General features: G+C 68.3%; 14 protein-coding genes. 6 read left to right on the forward strand and 8 right to left on the reverse strand.

The features are described from left to right. The first annotated feature begins 114 nt into the window (after nucleotides 1–114). The 3 genes from DIZ26_RS09755 (at nucleotide 115) to DIZ26_RS09765 (ending at nucleotide 9,222) form a co-directional block, all read left to right on the forward strand. A complete protein-coding gene (locus tag DIZ26_RS09755; protein ID WP_157979665.1) occupies nucleotides 115–1,161 on the forward strand; it encodes a LuxR C-terminal-related transcriptional regulator in 1,047 nt (348 codons plus the stop codon). Nucleotides 1,162–1,395: 234 nt separating this feature from the next. Then, nucleotides 1,396–7,464, forward strand: coding sequence for a DNRLRE domain-containing protein (locus DIZ26_RS09760; RefSeq protein WP_112239563.1), 6,069 nt, complete (start codon nucleotides 1,396–1,398; stop codon nucleotides 7,462–7,464). A 78-nt stretch (nucleotides 7,465–7,542) separates the two neighbouring features. After that, nucleotides 7,543–9,222, forward strand: coding sequence for a DNRLRE domain-containing protein (locus tag DIZ26_RS09765; protein WP_157979667.1), 1,680 nt, complete (start codon nucleotides 7,543–7,545; stop codon nucleotides 9,220–9,222). A 3-nt stretch (nucleotides 9,223–9,225) separates the two neighbouring features. Here DIZ26_RS09765 and DIZ26_RS09770 read toward each other — a convergent pair whose 3' ends face one another. From DIZ26_RS09770 to DIZ26_RS09780, 3 genes are read right to left on the reverse strand one after another with little or no spacing between them, the layout of a single operon-like run. Beyond that, nucleotides 9,226–10,134, reverse strand: a complete 909-nt coding sequence (locus DIZ26_RS09770; protein ID WP_112239567.1) for a cyclase family protein — start codon at nucleotides 10,132–10,134, stop codon at nucleotides 9,226–9,228. Nucleotides 10,135–10,182: 48 nt separating this feature from the next. Continuing rightward, nucleotides 10,183–10,899, reverse strand: coding sequence for an isocitrate lyase/PEP mutase family protein (locus DIZ26_RS09775; RefSeq protein ID WP_112239797.1), 717 nt, complete (start codon nucleotides 10,897–10,899; stop codon nucleotides 10,183–10,185). A gap of 11 nt (nucleotides 10,900–10,910) precedes the next feature. After that, complete coding sequence (locus DIZ26_RS09780; protein WP_112239569.1) at nucleotides 10,911–11,375, reverse strand: carboxymuconolactone decarboxylase family protein; 465 nt, start codon at nucleotides 11,373–11,375, stop codon at nucleotides 10,911–10,913. A 47-nt stretch (nucleotides 11,376–11,422) separates the two neighbouring features. Here DIZ26_RS09780 and pdxR point away from each other — a divergent pair, with 47 nt between their 5' ends. Continuing rightward, entirely contained in the window at nucleotides 11,423–12,832 is a 1,410-nt protein-coding gene (pdxR, locus tag DIZ26_RS09785; RefSeq protein ID WP_112239571.1) for a MocR-like pyridoxine biosynthesis transcription factor PdxR, read from the forward strand. On the opposite strand, the gene mmuM is transcribed toward pdxR, so the two are convergent. From mmuM to nucS, 5 genes are all read right to left on the reverse strand, one after another. Continuing rightward, nucleotides 12,829–13,686 carry a homocysteine S-methyltransferase gene (gene mmuM / locus DIZ26_RS09790; RefSeq protein WP_232828223.1) on the reverse strand — a complete coding sequence of 286 codons (858 nt, stop codon included), beginning with the start codon at nucleotides 13,684–13,686 and terminating at the stop codon, nucleotides 12,829–12,831. The two genes, pdxR and mmuM, sit on opposite strands and share 4 nt — an antisense overlap. Then, nucleotides 13,686–14,612: an FAD-dependent oxidoreductase gene (locus DIZ26_RS09795; RefSeq protein ID WP_112239573.1), complete on the reverse strand. Its 927-nt coding sequence runs from the start codon at nucleotides 14,610–14,612 to the stop codon at nucleotides 13,686–13,688. The genes mmuM and DIZ26_RS09795 overlap by 1 nt, the downstream gene beginning before the upstream one ends. Nucleotides 14,613–14,678: 66 nt before the next feature. Continuing rightward, nucleotides 14,679–16,499 (reverse strand): glutamine--fructose-6-phosphate transaminase (isomerizing), encoded by a 1,821-nt coding sequence (gene glmS / locus DIZ26_RS09800; RefSeq protein WP_112239575.1) that lies wholly within the window; start codon nucleotides 16,497–16,499, stop codon nucleotides 14,679–14,681. 34 nt (nucleotides 16,500–16,533) lie between these two features. Further along, nucleotides 16,534–16,809 carry an HU family DNA-binding protein gene (locus DIZ26_RS09805; protein WP_112239576.1) on the reverse strand — a complete coding sequence of 92 codons (276 nt, stop codon included), beginning with the start codon at nucleotides 16,807–16,809 and terminating at the stop codon, nucleotides 16,534–16,536. Between the two features lie 87 nt (nucleotides 16,810–16,896). Beyond that, nucleotides 16,897–17,556, reverse strand: a complete 660-nt coding sequence (gene nucS / locus DIZ26_RS09810) for an endonuclease NucS (protein WP_112239578.1) — start codon at nucleotides 17,554–17,556, stop codon at nucleotides 16,897–16,899. 73 nt (nucleotides 17,557–17,629) lie between these two features. Here nucS and DIZ26_RS09815 point away from each other — a divergent pair, with 73 nt between their 5' ends. Continuing rightward, entirely contained in the window at nucleotides 17,630–17,953 is a 324-nt protein-coding gene (locus DIZ26_RS09815; RefSeq protein WP_112239580.1) for a hypothetical protein, read from the forward strand. Beyond that, nucleotides 17,950–18,852 (forward strand): class I SAM-dependent methyltransferase, encoded by a 903-nt coding sequence (locus DIZ26_RS09820; protein ID WP_112239582.1) that lies wholly within the window; start codon nucleotides 17,950–17,952, stop codon nucleotides 18,850–18,852. Before DIZ26_RS09815 ends, DIZ26_RS09820 begins: the two co-directional genes overlap by 4 nt. The last annotated feature ends 57 nt before the right edge of the window (nucleotides 18,853–18,909 follow it).

Raw genomic sequence — 18,909 nt, forward strand, 5'->3', positions numbered from 1 at the left:
CCGATCATTTGGCGCTCTGATGAAAGTAACTGCCAGAAATCGTTGTCCAATGGTAGCTTCTTCACCTCGGGACTGTGTGCCACCGCTTGGTGGCTGACTGTGGTGGGGGTCGCCGTGGTGGTCAATCTGAGTCTGCGCCATCGGATCCAGCAGCAAGAGCTCTCCGAGCACGAGAAACTCTTCCGCGAACTGCTCCCCGGCCCGGTCGCCGACACGTACTTCGAACTGCTCGAGCTGGGCCAGCGCGAGATCACCGAGCAGACCGGCGCTGTGCAGGAAGGGATCGACCAGGAACTGGTCACCCGTCAGCTTGCCTACCGGCATCGCTCCGAGGGCTCGGTGACGTTGCGGCCGGTCGATCCCCTGATCGCGACCACCGGCCTGCTGACCCAGGTGCAGCGTGAGCTCGGCAGGCACCAGGACCGGCTGCTGCAGGGCTATGTGGCGGCTGCCGAACTCCATCAGCGTCAGCTGCACGACAAACAGCCAGGCGAGGTCCCGTCGGTGCTCGCGCAGCTGCTGACCGACTCCGACGAGATCGCCGAGCGCTGGACGACCTCGATCCACACGGTCCAGTGCACCTACCGGTCCATAGCCGGCCACGATCCCGCGCAGACAGCGCCCGTGCTGCCGTCGGCGCTGGCAAGTCAGTGCGATTCCATGCAGTTCCGCCAGCTCTGTACGCCGGAGTGCCTCGCGCACCCGCGTGGTAACGATGCCATCCGGGCCGCGATCGACGCCGGAATCGAGGTCCGTACAGCCCAGACGCTGCCGGCCAGGATGATCATCGTCGACGACCACTTCGCTCTGGTCGGTCTGGTCCCGGCCGGTGACAGCGGTGCGCTGCTGATCCGGTCGTCGGTGCTGATCGCTGCGCTCACGCAGTACTACGACCAGATCTGGGCCACCGCCACTCCGGTGGTGCTGCCGGGTGTGGGGCCGGTGTCGCGATCCCGGCAGGCCGCCAAGAACCTGGGCCGCACCGAGCGCGAAGTGCTGACCCTGCTGGTGCACGGCCTCAAGGACGAGGCGATCGCCAGGCACCTGAGCCTCAGCGTCCGGACCGTACGCCGGCACATCGCCACGGTGATGGACTTCGTCGACGCCCCGACCCGGTTCGCGGCCGGCGCCGCCGCTCAACGGCTCGGTCTGCTCGGCTGAGGCCTTGGCCGGTTGGGGAACTTGTCCACTTTTGCCCTGTCGGACGGCGAGCGCTGCCCCCACCCTGGTGATTCCCGCCCTTCCGCCCCTGAGGTTCCCGTCCACGTCCGTCCCCTCCCATCGCGCGGGCCACCGCGCGATGGACTTCGACGTGCGCGGGAGGGCTTCGTAGAGAGGTCGCCCATGTCCTATCCGAGATCACGCTTGCTGAATGGCTATCCGGCCACTCGGCCGGTGCGCTGGCTCAGTGCCGGGTTGGGCCTGGCACTGGTTGCCGGCCTGCTGTCCGGTCCACCTGAGGCCACGGCCGCCGAAGACGACACTTCCGATGTTCAGCAGACCGTCGCCGACCAACCGCTCGAGCGCGCCGACGAGGCGTCCGCGGTGATCACCGCGAGGACCACCGGCAAACCCGTGGTGATCAGCGGCAAGACCACCGAGACCACGCAGTACCGCGCGCTGCCGTCCGGCAGGATCGAGGCGACCGTCGCCGCCGGGCCGGTCAGGATGCGCGACGAGGACGGTGACTGGATCGATGTCGACGTGTCGCTGGTCCGGCTCCCCGACGGCACCGTCGAGCCCAAGGCCCATCCGTACGGACTGACACTGTCCGGTCCGGCCGGTAAGGGCGATCACGAACTCGTCGCATTAGGTGCCGAAGGCAACCGTTCCGCGCTGGGCTGGTCCGGCCCCCTGCCGGCCCCCGAGATCGACGGCACCATCGCGACGTACCGCGAAGTGAAGCCCGGCGTGGACCTCGTCGTCGAGGCAACGCGTACCGGCTACCAGCAGCACCTACTGGTGAAGAACCGGGCCGCAGCCGCGCAGGTGAAGCAGCTCCGGATGCCGTGGAAGGTGGACGGGCTGACCGCGAAGGCGGACGGCAAGGGTGGCCTCGCGGTTCGCAAGGGTGGCGAGAGCTTCGACGTACCGGCGCCGTTGATGTGGGACTCTTCCGTGGACAAAGCGTCGGGGGAGCACACCCGCCGGGCGCCGGTCGGACTCGGGCTGGCGCGGAACGCAGTGCTGCTGACGCCGGACGCCAAGTTCCTGAGTGACCCGAAGACTGTCTATCCGGTGACGATCGACCCGTCGCAGAGCTCAGGTGCGAGCTTCGACGCGTTCGTGCAGAACACCTACTCCAGCGACCAGTCTGCGGCAACCGAGCTGAAGCTGGGCAGCTACGACGGCGGTTCGACCCGGGCCAAGTCGTATCTGCGGTTCGACAACCAGAACTGGCTGTGGGACAAGCAGATCCAGGCCGCCACGCTCAACCTGTGGGAGACCCACTCGTACTCGTGCGCGACGGCGGGCTGGGAGGCATGGCGCACCGCCGACGTGACTAGCGCGGCGCGCTGGACCGCGCAGCCGGCCGAGCTCGAGAAGGTCGGTACATCGACGCAGACAAAGGGTTTCTCGAGCTCCTGCGCTGCCGGCTGGGTGACGATCCCGGTGACCGCCGCCTTCCAGTACACGGCCACCAACCACGCGGCCAAAACCAACATCGGGATCAAGGCGACCAGCGAGACCAACAGCGCCGGCTGGAAGCGGTTCGCCTCGCGTGAGGCCGCGGCCAACCCGCCGTCGGTGACGATCACCTACCAGACCAAGACCGCGGTGAACGCGCAGACGACGGCCCCTGCGACGGTCTGCGGTACAGGCGCAACGCGTCCGTACATCTCCACCAAGACGCCCCAGTTGCGGGCGCAGATCAGCGATGGTCTCGGCGCCGCGGTCTACGGCAACTTCGAGTGGCAGCCGGTCGGCGGAATCACCACCGCCGCCACCGAAGGACCCGGTGCGTCCGGCGCCTGGCTGGGCACCACCATCCCTGCCGGCGCTTTCGTCGAGGGCGGCAGCTACGCCTGGCGCGTCCAGGGCACTGACGGTACGACGCCTGGCGCATGGTCACCTTGGTGCGAATTCACCGTCGACACGGTTGCGCCCGCCTCTGCACCGACTGTCTCCTCGACGACGTACCCCGTGGGTCAGTGGTCAGGAGGAGCGGGCACGGCCGGCACCTTCACCTTCGGGGCAGCAGGTGCCGGCGATGTCGTGGCTTACGAGTACGGCGTCGACACCAACCCGCCGGACCAGGTGGTGAACGCCGCCACTCCTGGCGCGACCACGAGCATCAGCATCACCCCGACCGCGGATGGACCGCACACGTTGTGGGTGCGCACCCGGGATCGAGCGGGCAACCGGTCGCCGCTGACGGCGTACGAGTTCTCTGTCGGTGGTGGCGCTGTGATCGCGCCGAAGAACGGTGATGTCAGCGCGGCCAAGACGGCGATCGTCGGAGCGGGCCGCAGTACTGCGACCGGTGTCACCTACCAGTGGCGTCGCGGCGACACCGACGCGTGGGTGACGATCCCGGCCGCCCATGTGCAGGTCGCGGCTGGTGGTGGCGCAGTGACCTGGCCGCTGCCGACCAGCGGCAACGGACAGTTCCCGAAGCTGAACTGGAACCTGGAGGCCACTCTCGCCGCCGTCGACGCGCAGTCCGTCCCGCGGGACGGACCGGTACAGCTCCGGGGCAACTTCACCGGTGGCACGGCCGCGTCGTCCGGCGCGGTGAAGCTCACTTTCGACCGCAACCTCGCGACGGCCGCCACCGACGAGGTCGGTCCCGGTGAGGTCAACCTGCTGACCGGCAATTACACCTTGTCCGACACCGATGTGTCAGTCGATTCCTACGGCAGCGATCTGACCGTCAGCCGGACCTACAACAGCCGCCAGTCGGCCGGCACCGACAACTCGAACATGTTCGGCCCAGGCTGGATTTCCGGCGCGGTGGTGGACGAGGCGGACACGCCGTACACGTCTCTCGATGTCTTCGGAACGCTGGTCCAGGTCGGCACGCCCGACGGCGACACGGTCGGCTTCACGGCCCGCGACGGTGTCAACTTCGACCCCGAGGTCGGGCAGGAGACGCTGAAGCTCAGCTATGCCAGTGCGACCGACTCGTACAAGCTCACCGACGAGCAGGGCTCGATCGTGACGTTCGGCCGGGTGACGGGAACGTCTGCGGGTCACTACTACCCGACCGCAACCACACTGCCGGGCAGCAACCAGGTCACCACCTTCACCTGGGAGAAGGTGACGATCGGCGGCGCCGAGGTAGTGCGGCCGATCCGTATGCTGGCGCCCGTTCCGGACGGGGTCAGCTGTGCGACGATGGCTCGCGGCTGCCGGGCACTCAACTTCACCTACGCCACGACAACGACCGCTACCGGGACGACCGAGGCGACGCTGGGCGATTACCTCGGCAGGGTCAAGGAGATCTCCTTCACCGCTTGGGATCCGGACCTTGCCACGCCAGCCATGCGGACCGTGCCGGTCTCGCGGTACAGCTACGACAACACCGGCCGGCTGCGTTCCAGCTGGGACCCGCGGCTGGACTCCGGCAGCACCCATGTCGGCGATCTCTACAGCTACCAGGCTGACGGGGTTCTCTCGACCATCAAGCCGGCAGGGCAGGAGCCCTGGCAGCTGAGTTACACCACACTGCCCAACGACCCCGCCATCGGCCGGCTCAGCAAGGTGTCCCGCTCTGCCCTGACCGCGGGCACCGCTGTCGAAACCGTTGTCTACAAGGTTCCTCTGTCCGGCGCGGGTGCGCCGAACGACCTGTCTCCTGGCCAGACCAAGCGGTGGGGTCAGGCAGAAGCTCCGACCGACGCCGCTGCCGTCTTCCCACCGGACCAGGTGCCCAGTGGCAACCCAGCCACCGGTGCGCTGCCGTCCAACTGGGAGCGGGCAACCGTCACCTACCTCGACGCCAACGGCCAAGAGGTCAACAAGGCGACACCGGGCGGCAACATCACCACCAACTGGTACGACGGTTTCGGCAACTCCGTTCGCACGCTGACCGCGGAGAACCGCAACCGGGCCTTGAATCAGTCGGCGTCGGACGACGACGCCGCAGAGCAGACGTTGGCGCAGACCTACTCCACGGTGAGCACCTACTCGCGGGACGGAGAACGACTCGAGACGACGCTGGCCCCTGAGACAGAGGTCCGCCTCAGCACCGGCGCCACGGTCAGGGGCAGGCACCTGACCCGCAACACCTACGACCAAGGTGCACCCACCACCGGTGGTCCGTTCAACCTGGTCACGACCGCGGAGTCGCAGGTCCGGCTCTGGGGCGCGGACGGTACGGCGGTCGAGGCGGATCGCCGGGTCACCACCACCGGCTACAACTGGACCCTGCGGATGCCGACCGTGACGACCAACGACCCAGGTGGTCTCGCCCAGACGGTTCGGACCAGCCTGGATCCGGTCACCGGTCTGGAAACCTCCGAGACCCAGGTGGCCGGCGGTACGACGACCAACACCCCGGCCACGCAGAAGACGATCTACTACCGGGCCACAGCCGGCTCGGGGTACAGCGAGTGCGACCTGCGACCGGAGTGGGCGAACCTGACCTGCCGTCTCCAGCCAGGTGGTCAAGCGGCCACCGGTCCTGAGCTGCCGGTCAAGGTGCAGACCTACGACATGTTCAACCAGCAGCGGGTCCTGGTCGAGAAGACCAGCGCCGGGACACTGCGGACCAGCACCACGAAGTACGACGCAGCCGGCCGGATCGCAGAGATCGGACTGACGGCGGCAGCAGGGCTCGGTACGCCGGTGCCGATCCAGCGCAACGTGTACGACCCACTCGACGGCAACCTGCTGCGGTCCCAGTCCGTGAGCGCGGCCGGCGCCGTCACCGCCGAGATCATCCGTACCTACGACACGCTCGGCCGGATCACCTCCTATCAAGATGCCGATGGCAACCTTTCGATCACGACGTACGACCTGCTCGGCCGGCCGGCGACCAGCTCGGACGGCAAGGCCACCCGCACCTACGGGTACGACTTCCGCGGTCTGCTCACCTCGGTGAACGACAGCCAGACCGGCACCTACACCGGTAGCTACAACGGCGACGGGCAGCTGATCAGTGAGACCTGGCCCAACGGGGTCAAGGTCGACACCCGGTACGACGAGGCCGGCGAGGAGGCCGGTATCACCTACAGCAAGCCCGGGTGTGCCTCCGGCGACTGCACGTTGTTCAGCGAGTCGCTGACCGGGACAGCGCACGGCCAGACGGCCAGGCGCATCTCCACTCTGTCCAGCCAGCTGTTCCACCAGGACGGGGCCGGTCGGGTCACGTCGGTGGAGGAGACGGTCGGCGAGAAGTGTGTGACCAGGACCTACGGGTTCAGTCCTGCAACCGACAGGACGAGTAGCGCGGAGTACGGTCCGGCTGCCGACGGCAGTTGTCAGTCGACCACCCCGGCATCCACTCGGACCTGGACCTACGACACGGCGAACCGGGTGACCTCCGCCGGTTACGCCTACGACGCTCTCGGCCGGACCACGACAGTGCCGGCGATCGACACGGGAGCACCCGCGGCCGGCGACGTGACGGCCACCTACCACGCGGACGACCTGGTCGACACGGTGACGCAGGGCGGTCGTACGACGGACTACACGATCGACGTCACCGGTGAGCGGGTCCGGTCCTGGACCGACAACTCCACCGGCGAGGTGGTGACCAACGTCCAGCACTACGACGAGGACTCGGATTCGCCGGCCTGGACGCAGGAAGGCGCGAGCCGGTTCACCCGGGTCGTCGCGGGCTTGTCCGGGATGACCGCGATCGTCGACAGCGACAGTGGTGCGCCGGACTGGCAGATCGCCGATCTGTCCGGTGACATCGTCGCCACGATCCACAGTGGTGACGAGGGTTTGTCCAGCACGAGCGAGGCCGATGAATACGGTCAGTTGGGCGACTCCGAAGCCGTCGGGAAGCAGCGGTACGGCTGGCTCGGCACGCAGCAGCGGGCCGCGGACGCGCCGTCCGGGATCGTCTTGATGGGTGTGCGGCTCTACAACCCGACCACCGGGCGCTTCCTGCAGACGGACCCGATCTACGGCGCCAGTTGCAACGCGTACGAGTACACCTGCGCCGACCCGGTGGACAAGGTCGACCTGGACGGCAAGTGGCCGTGCTGGAGCAAGAAGTGCTTGCTCAAGGCGGCCGCGAAGAAGCTGAAGGCGCTGAAGAAGAAGATCCGGAAGAACAAGTACGTGCGGTGGGTCTGGCGCAAGGTCGTCAAGAACAAGTACGTGCGGGCCTGTGCCAAGGGTGCCGGTCTGTCGATGCTGAGGAAGTCGTTCTGGGCCAAGTTCAGGCGACTCCCGTATAAGGTCGGCCGCTGGGGCGCGCAAGGGTGCGCGTTCGGCGTCGTCAAGCTCTACGTCTGGCAGAAGGTCAGGCAGTGGAGGCCGAAGTACCCGTTCCCGCGCACGTGGTGACGTCGGGTTGATCCAGTGATCGTGTCCCGGGCGGCCCTCGCGGCCGCCCGGGATGCGTTGTCCAGAAAGGTCCTGCGCATGTCCCCTGATCCCCGCACGCATCAGCTGCCCGTTCCGCGGTACCGCTCGGCGCGTTGGCTCTCCGCAGCCGTCTGCTTGGTGTCGATCGCCGGTCTGCTGCCCGCATCCGCCATGGTGGTGGAGAAACCCGCGCTGGGCCCTTCGGGCGAAGCCTCGACCGTCGCCGCGGCCCTCGTTACCGCCAAAGCAAGCGGCAAGCCGGTGCTGATCACGAGCAAGACGACCGAGACCACGGAGTACCGCGCGCTGCCCTCCGGCCTCATCGAGGCGATCATTGCCGCTGGACCGGTCCGGATGCGGGGCGCGAACGGCTCGTGGATCGCCGTCGATGTCTCGCTGGTCCGGCAGGCCGACGGTTCGGTTACTTCCAAGGCTCATCCCTACGGCCTCAAGCTGTCCGGGCCTGCTCGGTCGGGGGATCACGACCTTGTCGAGCTCGGTGCGCCCGGGCGAGGTTCGAGACTTGGCTGGTCCGGTCGGCTGCCGGCGCCGGAGCTCGACGGAACCACAGCGACCTATCGCGAGGTGAAACCGGGTGTCGATCTGGTCGTGCAGGCGACTCGTACCGGCTACGAGCAGCAGCTGGTGGTGAAGAGCCGGCAGGCCGCAGTACAGCTCAAGCAGCTCAGGATGCCTTGGAAAGTTGACGGTCCGGCTACGTCGCCGGCTTCGGTGATGTGGGATTCGACCGTGGACAAGGCGTCCGGTGAGCATCTCAGGAGGGCGCCGGTGAAGCTTGCCCTAGGCAAGGATGCGTTGCTGCTGACGCCCGACGCGTCGTTCCTGACCGACCCGAAGACCGTCTACCCGGTCACGATCGACCCGTCGCAGAGCTCGGGTCCGAACTTCGATGCGTTCGTGCAGTCCAGTTACAGCACGGACCAGTCGGCGGCGACCGAGCTGAAGATCGGCACGTACGACTCCGGTGCCAACAAGGCCAGGTCGTATCTGCGGTTCGACAACCAGGACTGGCTGTGGGACAAGCAGATCCAGGCGGCCACCTTGAGCTTGTGGGAACACCACTCGTACTCCTGCACGGCCAGGGGATGGGTGGCGTACCGGGTCGCGGATGTCACGAATACAGCCCGCTGGACGAACCGGCCCGCGCAGTACGAGCAGGTCGGGACATCGACGCAGACAAAGGGCTTCTCGAGCTCCTGTGGTGCCGGCTGGGTGACGATCCCGGTCACCGCGGCCTTCCAGTACACGGCGGCGCACCGGCTGAGCAAGACCAACATCGGTATCAGCGCGGCGAGCGAGACCGACAACTACGGCTGGAAGCGGTTCAACTCCCGCGAGGGTGCCAACCCGCCGTCGGTGACGATCACCTATCAGACCAAGACCTCCGTGGACGCCCAGGCGACCGCACCCGACACCGCTTGCGTTACCGGCGCGGATCGACCGGCCATGTCCACCCTGAACCCACAGTTGCGCGCGCAGATCAGCGACACCCAGGGCGCACAGGTGTACGCCGTCTTCGAGTGGAAGGTGGTCGGCGGCATCACCAGCTCCACCGCAACCGAAGGCCCTGGCGCGTCCGGCTCGTGGCTGGGCACGACCATCCCCGACGACGCGTTCACCGAAGGCAGCAGCTATGCCTGGCGGGTCCAGGGCACCGACGGTACGACGCCCGGCGAGTGGTCGAACTGGTGCGAGTTCACGGTGATCACCATGTAGTACTCAGCCGATCGTCGCGAAGGCTCGCACCGGGAACGTGGCGAGACCCGCGATGCGCGGCGGCGTAGCGGTGAAGGTCGCACCGGTCGGCGGCACCTCGTCCAGCTTGGTGAGATGCTCGACGATCGGCAGCCCGGCGCCGAGCAACAACGTGTGCGCCGGGCGCGTGCCGTCGGTCATGTCGTCGATATTGGCCGCGTCGATCCCCACCAGCGCCGCCCCTTGGCCGATCAGGTGCTCGGCGCCGTCCCTGGTCAGAAAATGCGCATCCTCGACATACTCCGGAGTTCCGAACCGCGCGTCGTCGCCGGTATGCAACAACACCGCCTTCCCCCGTACGTCGTACGTCGCCAGCGCGTTCGCGTCGATCCCGAGCCGCCCGCTGTCCGCCACCCGCACGACCACCGCGGGCAATCCCGCCAGCCGGTCGAGCGAAAACCCGGTGAGGTCGTGTCCGTCCGGGTAGCGGTGATACGGACTGTCCAGATACGTCCCCGTATTGGCCACCATCGAGATCCGCCCGATCTCGAACTCCGTCCCCTCCGCATAGATCGCCCGCGACGCCTCCCGACTGAGATGCTCCGCCAACTCCGGCCCCGGCAGATTCGGCAACGTGACCATGCCGTCCCGAATCACATGGCTGAGCTCGACGTACCGCGGCCCGTCGCCTCCCACCACGGCCCGCTCCGCCGGCCCACCCCGAGTCCCCTTGTGCGCCGCCGCCACGATCTCCAGGTTGCTCAGCTCCACCTCACCGGCCATCAACAGCCCGAGCGAAGCGAGGAACAACTGCGCAACCTCCGCAGCCGTCACCTCCGCCGACGGCACATCCACCAAGAACCCCTGCACCTGCAGCCCTCCGCCGTTGGTAAAGCTGACAGAGGCATCAAAGCGCGCGCGATACGTGGTCATGCCCAGCATCCTCACCCATTCCATCAGCCGACCACCAGCGCGTAGTACTCAGGTGAGGGTGGGGAGGAGAGCGCGGAGGGTGTTGGTGGTGTGGGTGTGGAGGCTGGTGCCGTAGGAGATTCGGGTGGCGCCGGCGGTGAGGAGGTCGGCGGCGGTGGGGCCGGTCGGGGTGGCGTGGGCGTTGAGGGGGCCGCCGATTTCGGTGGCCAGGTGATGGAGGACGTCCACCGGCGCCATGATCGGGTAGATGCAGTCGGCGCCGGCCCGCCGGTAGGCGCGGCCGCGGGCGATGGCGTCGGTGACGTCACCGGAGGACAGGAAGTTGTCGACGCGGGCGTTGATGACGAGGTCGGCGCCCGCGGCGGCTCGTACTGCGTTGAGGTAGTCGGCCTGCTCCGCCGGGTCCACCAGGGAGCCGGCGACGGAGTCCTCCAGGTTGCAGCCGACCGCCCCGGTTTCGAGCAGCCGCTCGGCGAACTCCTTCGGGGCAAGGCCGTAGCCGGCTTCCATGTCGGCAGTCACCGGTACGCCGACCGCGCGGACGATTCGCGCGACTGCCGCGAACATTTCGGCCGGCGGAGTCAGCTGGCCGTCGTCGTACCCGAGGACCCGGGCGACCGCGCCACTGCTGGTCGCGATCGCCCGATAGCCCGCGTCGGCCATCACCCGTGCGCTCACCGGATCCCAGGCGTTCGGGAGGATGAGCGGTTCCGGGCCGTGGTGCATCGCCCGGAACAGTTCGGCGTCTGTCGGTGTGCTCTTCATCGAAGTCATCGTCAGCTGGGGTCGTAGTGGCCGGGCTCGAGGCGGCAGGTGACGCCGATCCGGTTCCAGGCGTTGATGGTGATGATGAGGCCGATCAGCTGGGCCAGTTCCTTGTCGTCGAAGGCCGCGGCGGCGACGGCGTACACGTCGTCGGGGACGTGGTCGACGCTGATCAGCGTGATCGCCTCGGTGAGGGCGAGTGCTGCCTGCTCCTGCTCGCTGTAGAACTTGCGGGCCTCGCGCCAGGCGCCGACCAGGTGCAGTCGCTGCTCCGAGTCGCCGGCGTGCTTGGCGTCGAGCGTGTGCATGTCGAGGCAGTAGGCGCACCCGTTCAACTGGGAGGCGCGGATCCGGACCAGGTCGGCCAGTCGCGGGTCGAGGCCGGTGGCGGACTGGGCGTCCAGGTCGATCATGGCTTTGTAGAAGTCGGGGGCAAGAGAGGCGACCTTGACTCGTCGCTGTGTCGATGTGCTCATGACGACAACGCTAGGCGCAGATCGGCCCAGGTGTATGGTCCACTTCCATGGAGGATCAAAGGGCCAATTCCGGCGACTCAGGGCCCGGCACCGGCGCCGACCTGCATCTCGATCTGGCCAACCGGCGCGGCCGGGCCGACCTGGTCGAGGCGCTGCACGAGTCGATCCGGACCGGCCGGCTGCCGGCAGGCACCCGGCTGCCCTCGTCGCGCTCACTCGCGAAAGACCTCGGGATCGCCCGCAACACGGTCGCCGACGCCTACGGCCAACTGGTCGCCGAGGGCTGGCTCACCGCCCGCCAAGGCTCGGGCACCGTCGTCGCCGGTCGCGCCCCCACCTTGACCGGGACAGCCAAGAAGGTCTCGCCGAGGCCGGGTCCGACCCAGTTCCGGTACGACCTGACCCCCGGCTCCCCGGATGTCTCCACCTTCCCAAGAACCGAGTGGCTCGCCGCGGCTCGCAAAGCGTTGCCCTCGGCACCTAACGACGCCTTCGGGTACGGCGATCCGCGCGGCCGCCCCGAACTCCGCGAGAAGCTCGCCGACTACCTCGCCCGCGCGCGCGGCGTACGGGCCGATCCCGAGCGGATCCTGATCTGCTCGGGCTACATCCAGGCGCTGAACCTGCTGAGCGACGTACTCCGGGTGCAAGGCGCGACGACGATGTCGGTGGAGGAGTTCGGGTACGACCTGCACTGGGATGTGATCCGATCGCGCGGGCTCGAACCCGTTCCGGTCCCGGTCGACGAGTACGGCGTACGCGCGGACCTGTTGACCGGCCAGGCCGCCTTCCTCACCCCCGCCCACCAGATGCCGACGGGCGTGCCGCTGGCGCCGGACCGGAGAGCGGCGGCGATCGAATGGGCACGGCAGACCGGAGCCTTGCTGATCGAGGACGACTACGACGGCGAGTTCCGGTACGACCGCCAGCCCGTCGGCGCCTTGCAGGCCTTGGATCCCGAGCGCGTCGTCTACACCGGTACGGCGAGCAAGAGCCTCGCGCCGGCACTCCGTCTGGCCTGGATGGTGCTGCCCGAACAGCTGATGGATCCGGTCCTCGCCGCCAAGCGGACCACCGATCTGCTCACCGCAACCCTGGATCAGTTGGTCCTCGCCGAATTCATTGCCTCCGGCCACTACGACCGGCACGTCCGGCGCTCGCGGCTGCACTATCGCCGGCGCCGCGACAGGCTGGTCGAGTTGCTCGCCGTCCGCGCGCCGGACGTCAAGGTGGCCGGGATCTCGGCCGGCTTGCACGTGCTCCTCGACGTACCGGGGCAGGCGGCCGAGATGGTCGAGCGCGCGGCCAGGCAAGGGCTCGCGATCGCGGCCCTCGACCGGTATCGCTTCGTCCCCGATCCCGACGACCGCCAGGCGGTCATTGTCGGCTACGGCACTCCGCCTGACCACGCCTACAGCGGCGCGCTCGACCTGCTCTGCCAGGTGCTCGCCGTCTAGCCGAGCGTGCGAGCGAGCGCGCGGATGTCGTCCGGTCCCACCCGGCAACAGCCGCCGATGTACTCCGCGCCGGCGGCGGCCCAAGCGGGCGCCAACGAGGTCGAGTTCGACGCATCACCGGTCCAGCCCCGGCCTCCCGCATCCCATCCCTCCCCACTGTTGGGGTAGGCAACGACCGGCTTCCCGCTGACGGCAGCCTGCTCGACCGCCTCCTGCACGTCCTCCGGTGCGCAACAGTTGATGCCAACGGCAACAAGATGCGTACTGCCAACAGCGAACGCGTCCTCGAGCGGCTGGCCGGCGCGAGTCCGGCCACCGGCCACGGAGTACGAAACCCAAGCAGGGAAGGCGATCTCGTCGATCAACTCGACCAGCACCTCCGCCTCCTCGACGTCCGGGATCGTCTCGACCGCCAGCAGATCAGGGCCTGCGGCAACCAGTAGCTCCAGCCGCGGCCGGTGGAAATCGCGGAGGAACGCCTTGCTCACGCCGTACCGGCCCCGGTACTCCGATCCGTCGGCGAGCACCGCGCCGTACGGGCCGACCGATGCCGCCACGAAGCGTTGTCGCCCGTCGACCGCCAACGCGTCTCGGACCTGCCGCGCGATGGTCACGCTGGACGTGATCAACCGCTCGGCCTCATCGCGCGGTACGCCGGCCTTGGCGAAGCCCGAGACGCTCGCCTGGTAGCTCGCCGTCGTCGCGAAGGTGGCGCCGGCTTCGTAGTACGCGCGATGGACGGCGGCGATCTCACCGGGTGCGTCCCGCAGCAACCGCGCCGACCAGAGCTCGTCGGACAGATCGTGGCCGCGATCCTCCAGCGCGTTCGACATCCCGCCGTCGAGAATCTGCATCAGCCTTGCCGAACCAGGTCGAGGACCTCGTCGGCACATCCCCACGAGAGCGTGACACCGGAGCCGCCGTGCCCGTAGCAATGGATGACCCGCTGGCCGCTCGCAGTACGAACTGCTTCACACCGTACGGCGGGCCGCGCGGGCCGCAACCCGACGCGGTGCCGGAGCACTTTCGCCTTGCGTAGCTGGGGAACGAACGCGGAGGCCCGATCCAGAATCGCGGTCGCCGTCTTCGGGTCGACGGCCAGATCCCAGCTGTCCGGCTGGCTGGTGCCACCGACGACGATGTCCTTGCCGCGTGGAAAGACGTAGACGAGGTCGTGCGGCCCCTCGTCGGCCATCAGCCATTCGGTGAGACCGAACTGCTCGACGGTCAGTACTTGGCCGCGAACCGGCGTGACAGTCGGATCGCCTGCGGTCAACCGCGCCCCGAGGCCGGTGCAGTTGACGACGAGCTCGGCGTCGGTCGGCAGACCGGACAAGGCTGCTCGGGTCAGCGTTCCGCCGGCGGATTCGAGGCGTTTCACCAAGTAGGGAAGGTAGCTCGGCATCTCGATCACGGGTGCGGTGAACGACCAGCCGTCCTTGAACCCGGGCGGCGGCGAGCCGACCCGGCGCAGGTCGCTGAGCACGTCCGTCCAGACCGGATCAGGAGTCACCGCATGCTTGAACTCCTGCCCGTGCCGCAATTGCACCGACGGCTCGTTCTCGGCCAGTTTGGTGAACTCCTGGTAGGACGCCCGTGCCCAGCCCGCGACGCGATCCACCGGCGCCGACAGGTACGGATAACAGATCGCTCCTGCCACGGCCGACGTGGTCTCCAAGGGCAGATCCCGCGCCAGCACGGCCACCTCGTACCCCGACTCGGCCAGCCTGATGGCACAGCTCAGCCCGATCACGCCGGCACCCACCACGATCACGCGCATGCCCGCATTGTGTCCCGCCGAGCCGCGAGCCGCCACCACAGCCGGTGACGGCTCGCGTCCCGGGGATTACTCGACCGTGACGGACTTGGCCAGGTTGCGGGGCTTGTCCACGTCGTGGCCGAGGGCGACCGACGCGTGGTACGCGAGCAGCTGGAGCGGGATCGTGAGCAGGATCGGGTCCAGCTCGGGCTCGTTCTTGGGGACCCGGATGATGGCGGCCGCACCGTCCGGTACGTCGACCGACGCGTGCGTCACGACGTACAAGGGGCCGGAGCGGGCGGCGATCTCGTGCAGGGCGCCGATGTTGCGGTCGAGGAGCTCGTCGTCGGGGACGATCGCGACCGTCGGTACGTCCGGGGAGATCAGGGCCAGCGGGCCGTGCTTCAGCTCCGACGTCTGGTAAGCCTCCGCATGCCGGTACGAGATCTCCTTGAGCTTCTGCGCGCCCTCACGAGCGACCGGGTAGCCACGCGTCCGGCCGACGAAGAAGATGCTCTCGTGCTGGGCGAGCCGGCCCGCGATCGACGCCAGTTCCTGCTCGGTGTCGACGATCGCCTGGATCTGCGCGGGAAGCTTCTTCAGCCCCTCGATCAGCCGGCGTCCGTCGGCGGGGGAGACGTCCCGGATCCGGCCGAGGTGGATGCCGAGCATCGCGAACGCGACGGCCATGTTGGTCAGCGCCTTCGTCGACGCGACCGACACCTCGGGGCCGGCGTGCAGGTAGACACCGCCGTCGACCTCGCGCGCGATGCTGGAACCGACCGCGTTGACCAGACCGATCACCCGGCCGCCCTTGCGCTTGAGTTCCTGGACAGCCACCAGCGTGTCCAGGGTCTCGCCGGACTGGCTGACCGCGACGTACAGGGTGTCCCGCTCGACGACCGGGTTGCGGTAGCGGAACTCCGACGCGGGCTCGGCGTCGGCGGGGATCCGGGCCACTTCCTCGATGAACTGCGCGCCGAGCTGGCCCGCGTAGTACGCCGAACCGCAGCCGAGGATCTTCACCCGCTTGATCTCGCGGGCCTCCCGGGCGTCCATGTTCAGGCCACCGAGGTGAACGGTGTGGAAGCGCTCGTCGAGCCGGCCCCGGGTCGCGCGCTGGACGGCCTCGGGCTGCTCGTGGATCTCCTTGACCATGAAGTGCTCGTGCGCGCCGCGCTCGTACTCGTCGGCGGTCCACTCGACCGTCTTCTCGGTCTTGGTGGTCGCGCGGGCATCCTGGGTGAACGTGCGGTACCCGTCGGCGCGGACGGTGGCGAGTTCGCCGTCGTCCAGGTAGACGACCTGGCGGGTGTAGCGGATCAGCGCGGCCGCGTCGGACGCGACGTGCATCTCGCCGTCGCCGACGCCGAGGATCAGCGGGCTGCCGTTGCGGGCGACCACGATCCGGTCCGGGAAGTCCAGGTCGATCACGGCGATGCCATAGGTGCCTTCGAGCCGGCGCAGGGCGGCCAGCACCTTCTCCTCGAGGGTGTCGCCCTCGGCCTGTTCGATCAGGTGCGCGAGGACCTCGGTGTCGGTCTCGGAGCGCAGCTTGACGCCGGCCTCCTCCAGCTGGGCGCGGAGTACGCCGGCGTTGTCGAAGATGCCGTTGTGGACGACTGCGATCCGCTCGTTGCCGCTCACGTGCGGGTGGGCGTTGTCCTTGCTCGGACCGCCGTGGGTGGCCCACCGGGTGTGCCCGATGCCGAGCTTGCCGCCGAACCGCTTCGGCAGTGACGCCTCGAGCTCACGCACCCGGCCCGCGTCCTTGTGCACCCGCAGCTCGCTGGAGCCGACCACCGCGACGCCGGCCGAGTCGTAGCCGCGGTACTCCAGCCTGGCGAGTCCGTCGACCAGGATGGGCGCGGCCGGCTTCGTACCGACGTACCCGACGATTCCGCACATGAAAGATGGTCCTTTCGTTGGGGGCAGGGCGGCGTCAGCCGTAGACGATCCGTCGGAGCTGACGCGTGGAGAGTTCGGGGGAGCGGACCGGCCAGTGCCGGAGCTCGATGCCGAGACGGGCGAAGATCTCGTCGTTGCGGGCGCCGTAGGTCTGCAGTTCGCGGTGCCGGCGCCGGACGTACTCCTCGGTCGTCTCGGTGAAGTAGGCCAGCACGTCCGCGACCACGCGCCGGGCGTCCTCGGGCGTCAGCCCGGTGGTCCGGCTGACCTGCTCGACCAGCTCATCACTCGGGACGCCTACCTCGGTCATCACCCGCCTACTGTGCAGCCGATCCGGGCCAAAATCCAAGGATCTGCCCGAAATCGGGCACAGGGGGCACAGTAAGGAAAGGAGGCTTCAGAACAGCCGAAGGACGTCGGATTCCATCCCACGGAGGGCGTCGTAGTCGACGGTGACGCACTCCAGGCCGCGGTCGGTGGCCAGGAACTGAGCCTGTGGCTTGATCAGCTGGGCCGCGAAGATGCCGCGGACCGGGGCGAGCAGCGGGTCGCGGTTGAGCAGTTCGACGTACCGGGTGAGCTGCTCGACGCCGTCGATCTCGCCGCGGCGCTTGATCTCGACGGCGACGTGCTTGCCGTCGGCGTCGCGGCACAGCAGGTCGACCGGGCCGATCGCGGTCGGGTACTCACGCCGTACCAGCGTGAAGCCCTCGCCGAAGGTGGTCACGTGCTCGGCCAGCAGTTCCTGCAGGTGCGCCTCGACGCCGTCCTTGATCAGCCCCGGGTCCAGGCCAAGCTCGTACGACGTGTCGCTGAGCACCTCCTTGAAGGTGATCCGCAGTTCCTCGCCGGCCTTGTTGGTGACGCTCCAGACGCCGTCCTCCTCCGTCAGCTTGCACGGGGGAGACATCCAGTTCAGCGGCTTGTACGAACCGCCGTCGGCGTGGATCAGGACGGAGCCGTCCGCCTTGACCATCAGCAGCCGCGGCGCCATCGGGAGATGGGCGGTCAGCCGGCCGGAGTAGTCCACGGAGCAATGAGCAATCACCAGGCGCACGACAAAGCACCGTAGTGCACTCGTCACGACGATGCGCTGGCGGCGTGCCGGGTCCGGGTGGCACGCTGCTGGGATGAAGCCGAAGATCAGCCTGAAAGCCCGGCTCGCGTACGACGACGTGGCCAAGGGACTGGCCGACGCCGGGGTCGTGCAGGGATCCATGTTCGGGATGCCGTGCCTGAAGATCGAGAAGAAGATGCTCGGCGGGCTGTACGGCGACGCGATGACCTTCAAACTGCCGCCCGAACCGCGCGAGGAGGCGCTCGCGCTCGCTGGAGCCGAACATTTCGACCCTGGGATGGGGCGACCGATGAAGGAGTGGGTCGTGGTTCCGCTGGAGCACAGCGCGAGCTGGCCGAAGTACGCCGAACTGGCCCTGGAGTTCGTCAGCGAATGAACCTGATGTGCCCCGCGCGGCTCATCCTGGTCCCCGACGAGCTACCGGTCGAGGTGCCGCCGGGAGAACGTGTTGCTGCGGTCTATGCGAACGCCAGAGGCGAGGCGACCGCAGCACGCTGGGCCGCCGAACTCGGCGTGCGGTTGACGGTGGATCCGGAGCTGGATGCGGGCGAGGCGCTGCGCGACATCGCTGACGTGCACCGCGGCGAGACGGTCGTGGTGGTCGCGCCCGGGCTCGATCTCGGCCTGGCGATCCCGGCCGACCGTCGCCTGGTGATCGAGCACACCGGTGACGGCTGGTCCGTGCTGCCGAGCGACAACGAGGTGACGCTGGCGGCGTACGAGCAGGCGGCGGACAAGTTCCGCGACACGCTGCCGCACGGGCGGACCGAGGTGATGGATCGCTGGTTCGACCGGATCGGCGAGGTGGTCCCGCCCGGCGCGAGCGTGCTCGAGATCGGCAGTGGCACCGGCGAGGACGCGGTGGCGCTGGAAGAACGCGGCTATCGCGTACGGCGTACTGACGCGGCGGGCTCGTTCGTCGAGATGATCCGCGCCGACGGCTACCCGGCGGACCGGTTGAACGCGCTCACCGACGACTTCGGCGGCCCGTACGACCTGATCTTCGCCGACGCCGTCTTCCTGCACTTCGACCGCGCCGAACTCACGACCGTACTGCGAAAAGCTCGTCGCGCGGCTGCCTGGTTGGCCTTCACCACCCGCGAGGGTGAAGGCGGTGAGTGGTCGACCCGATTCCTCGACCTGCCCAGACGCTTCAACTCGTGGCAGGAGGAACCTCTGCGCGAGCTGCTGACCGAGACCGGCTGGACCGTTTCCCACCTCGAACGGCACCAGACCCGCCCCGGCAGCAACTGGTTCTTCGTGCTGGCGATGTGAGGTTGCCCTCGGTCGTGATGTGGCTCATGTGCGGACCAGTGTGGCGACTGGCACACT

The sequence above is a fragment of the Kribbella monticola genome, from assembly GCF_003261635.1.
Taxonomy (GTDB): domain Bacteria; phylum Actinomycetota; class Actinomycetes; order Propionibacteriales; family Kribbellaceae; genus Kribbella; species Kribbella monticola.

What these genes read in the sequence shown, in the direction of transcription:
- DIZ26_RS09765 (WP_157979667.1), top strand. Translation starts at nt 7,543, where the DNA reads ATGTCCCCTGATCCCCGCACGCATCAGCTGCCCGTTCCGCGGTACCGC.
- DIZ26_RS09770 (WP_112239567.1), bottom strand. Translation starts at nt 10,134, where the DNA reads ATGACCACGTATCGCGCGCGCTTTGATGCCTCTGTCAGCTTTACCAAC.
- DIZ26_RS09775 (WP_112239797.1), bottom strand. Translation starts at nt 10,899, where the DNA reads ATGAAGAGCACACCGACAGACGCCGAACTGTTCCGGGCGATGCACCAC.
- DIZ26_RS09780 (WP_112239569.1), bottom strand. Translation starts at nt 11,375, where the DNA reads ATGAGCACATCGACACAGCGACGAGTCAAGGTCGCCTCTCTTGCCCCC.
- pdxR (WP_112239571.1), top strand. Translation starts at nt 11,423, where the DNA reads ATGGAGGATCAAAGGGCCAATTCCGGCGACTCAGGGCCCGGCACCGGC.
- mmuM (WP_232828223.1), bottom strand. Translation starts at nt 13,686, where the DNA reads ATGCAGATTCTCGACGGCGGGATGTCGAACGCGCTGGAGGATCGCGGC.
- DIZ26_RS09795 (WP_112239573.1), bottom strand. Translation starts at nt 14,612, where the DNA reads ATGCGCGTGATCGTGGTGGGTGCCGGCGTGATCGGGCTGAGCTGTGCC.
- glmS (WP_112239575.1), bottom strand. Translation starts at nt 16,499, where the DNA reads ATGTGCGGAATCGTCGGGTACGTCGGTACGAAGCCGGCCGCGCCCATC.
- DIZ26_RS09805 (WP_112239576.1), bottom strand. Translation starts at nt 16,809, where the DNA reads ATGACCGAGGTAGGCGTCCCGAGTGATGAGCTGGTCGAGCAGGTCAGC.
- DIZ26_RS09815 (WP_112239580.1), top strand. Translation starts at nt 17,630, where the DNA reads ATGAAGCCGAAGATCAGCCTGAAAGCCCGGCTCGCGTACGACGACGTG.
- DIZ26_RS09820 (WP_112239582.1), top strand. Translation starts at nt 17,950, where the DNA reads ATGAACCTGATGTGCCCCGCGCGGCTCATCCTGGTCCCCGACGAGCTA.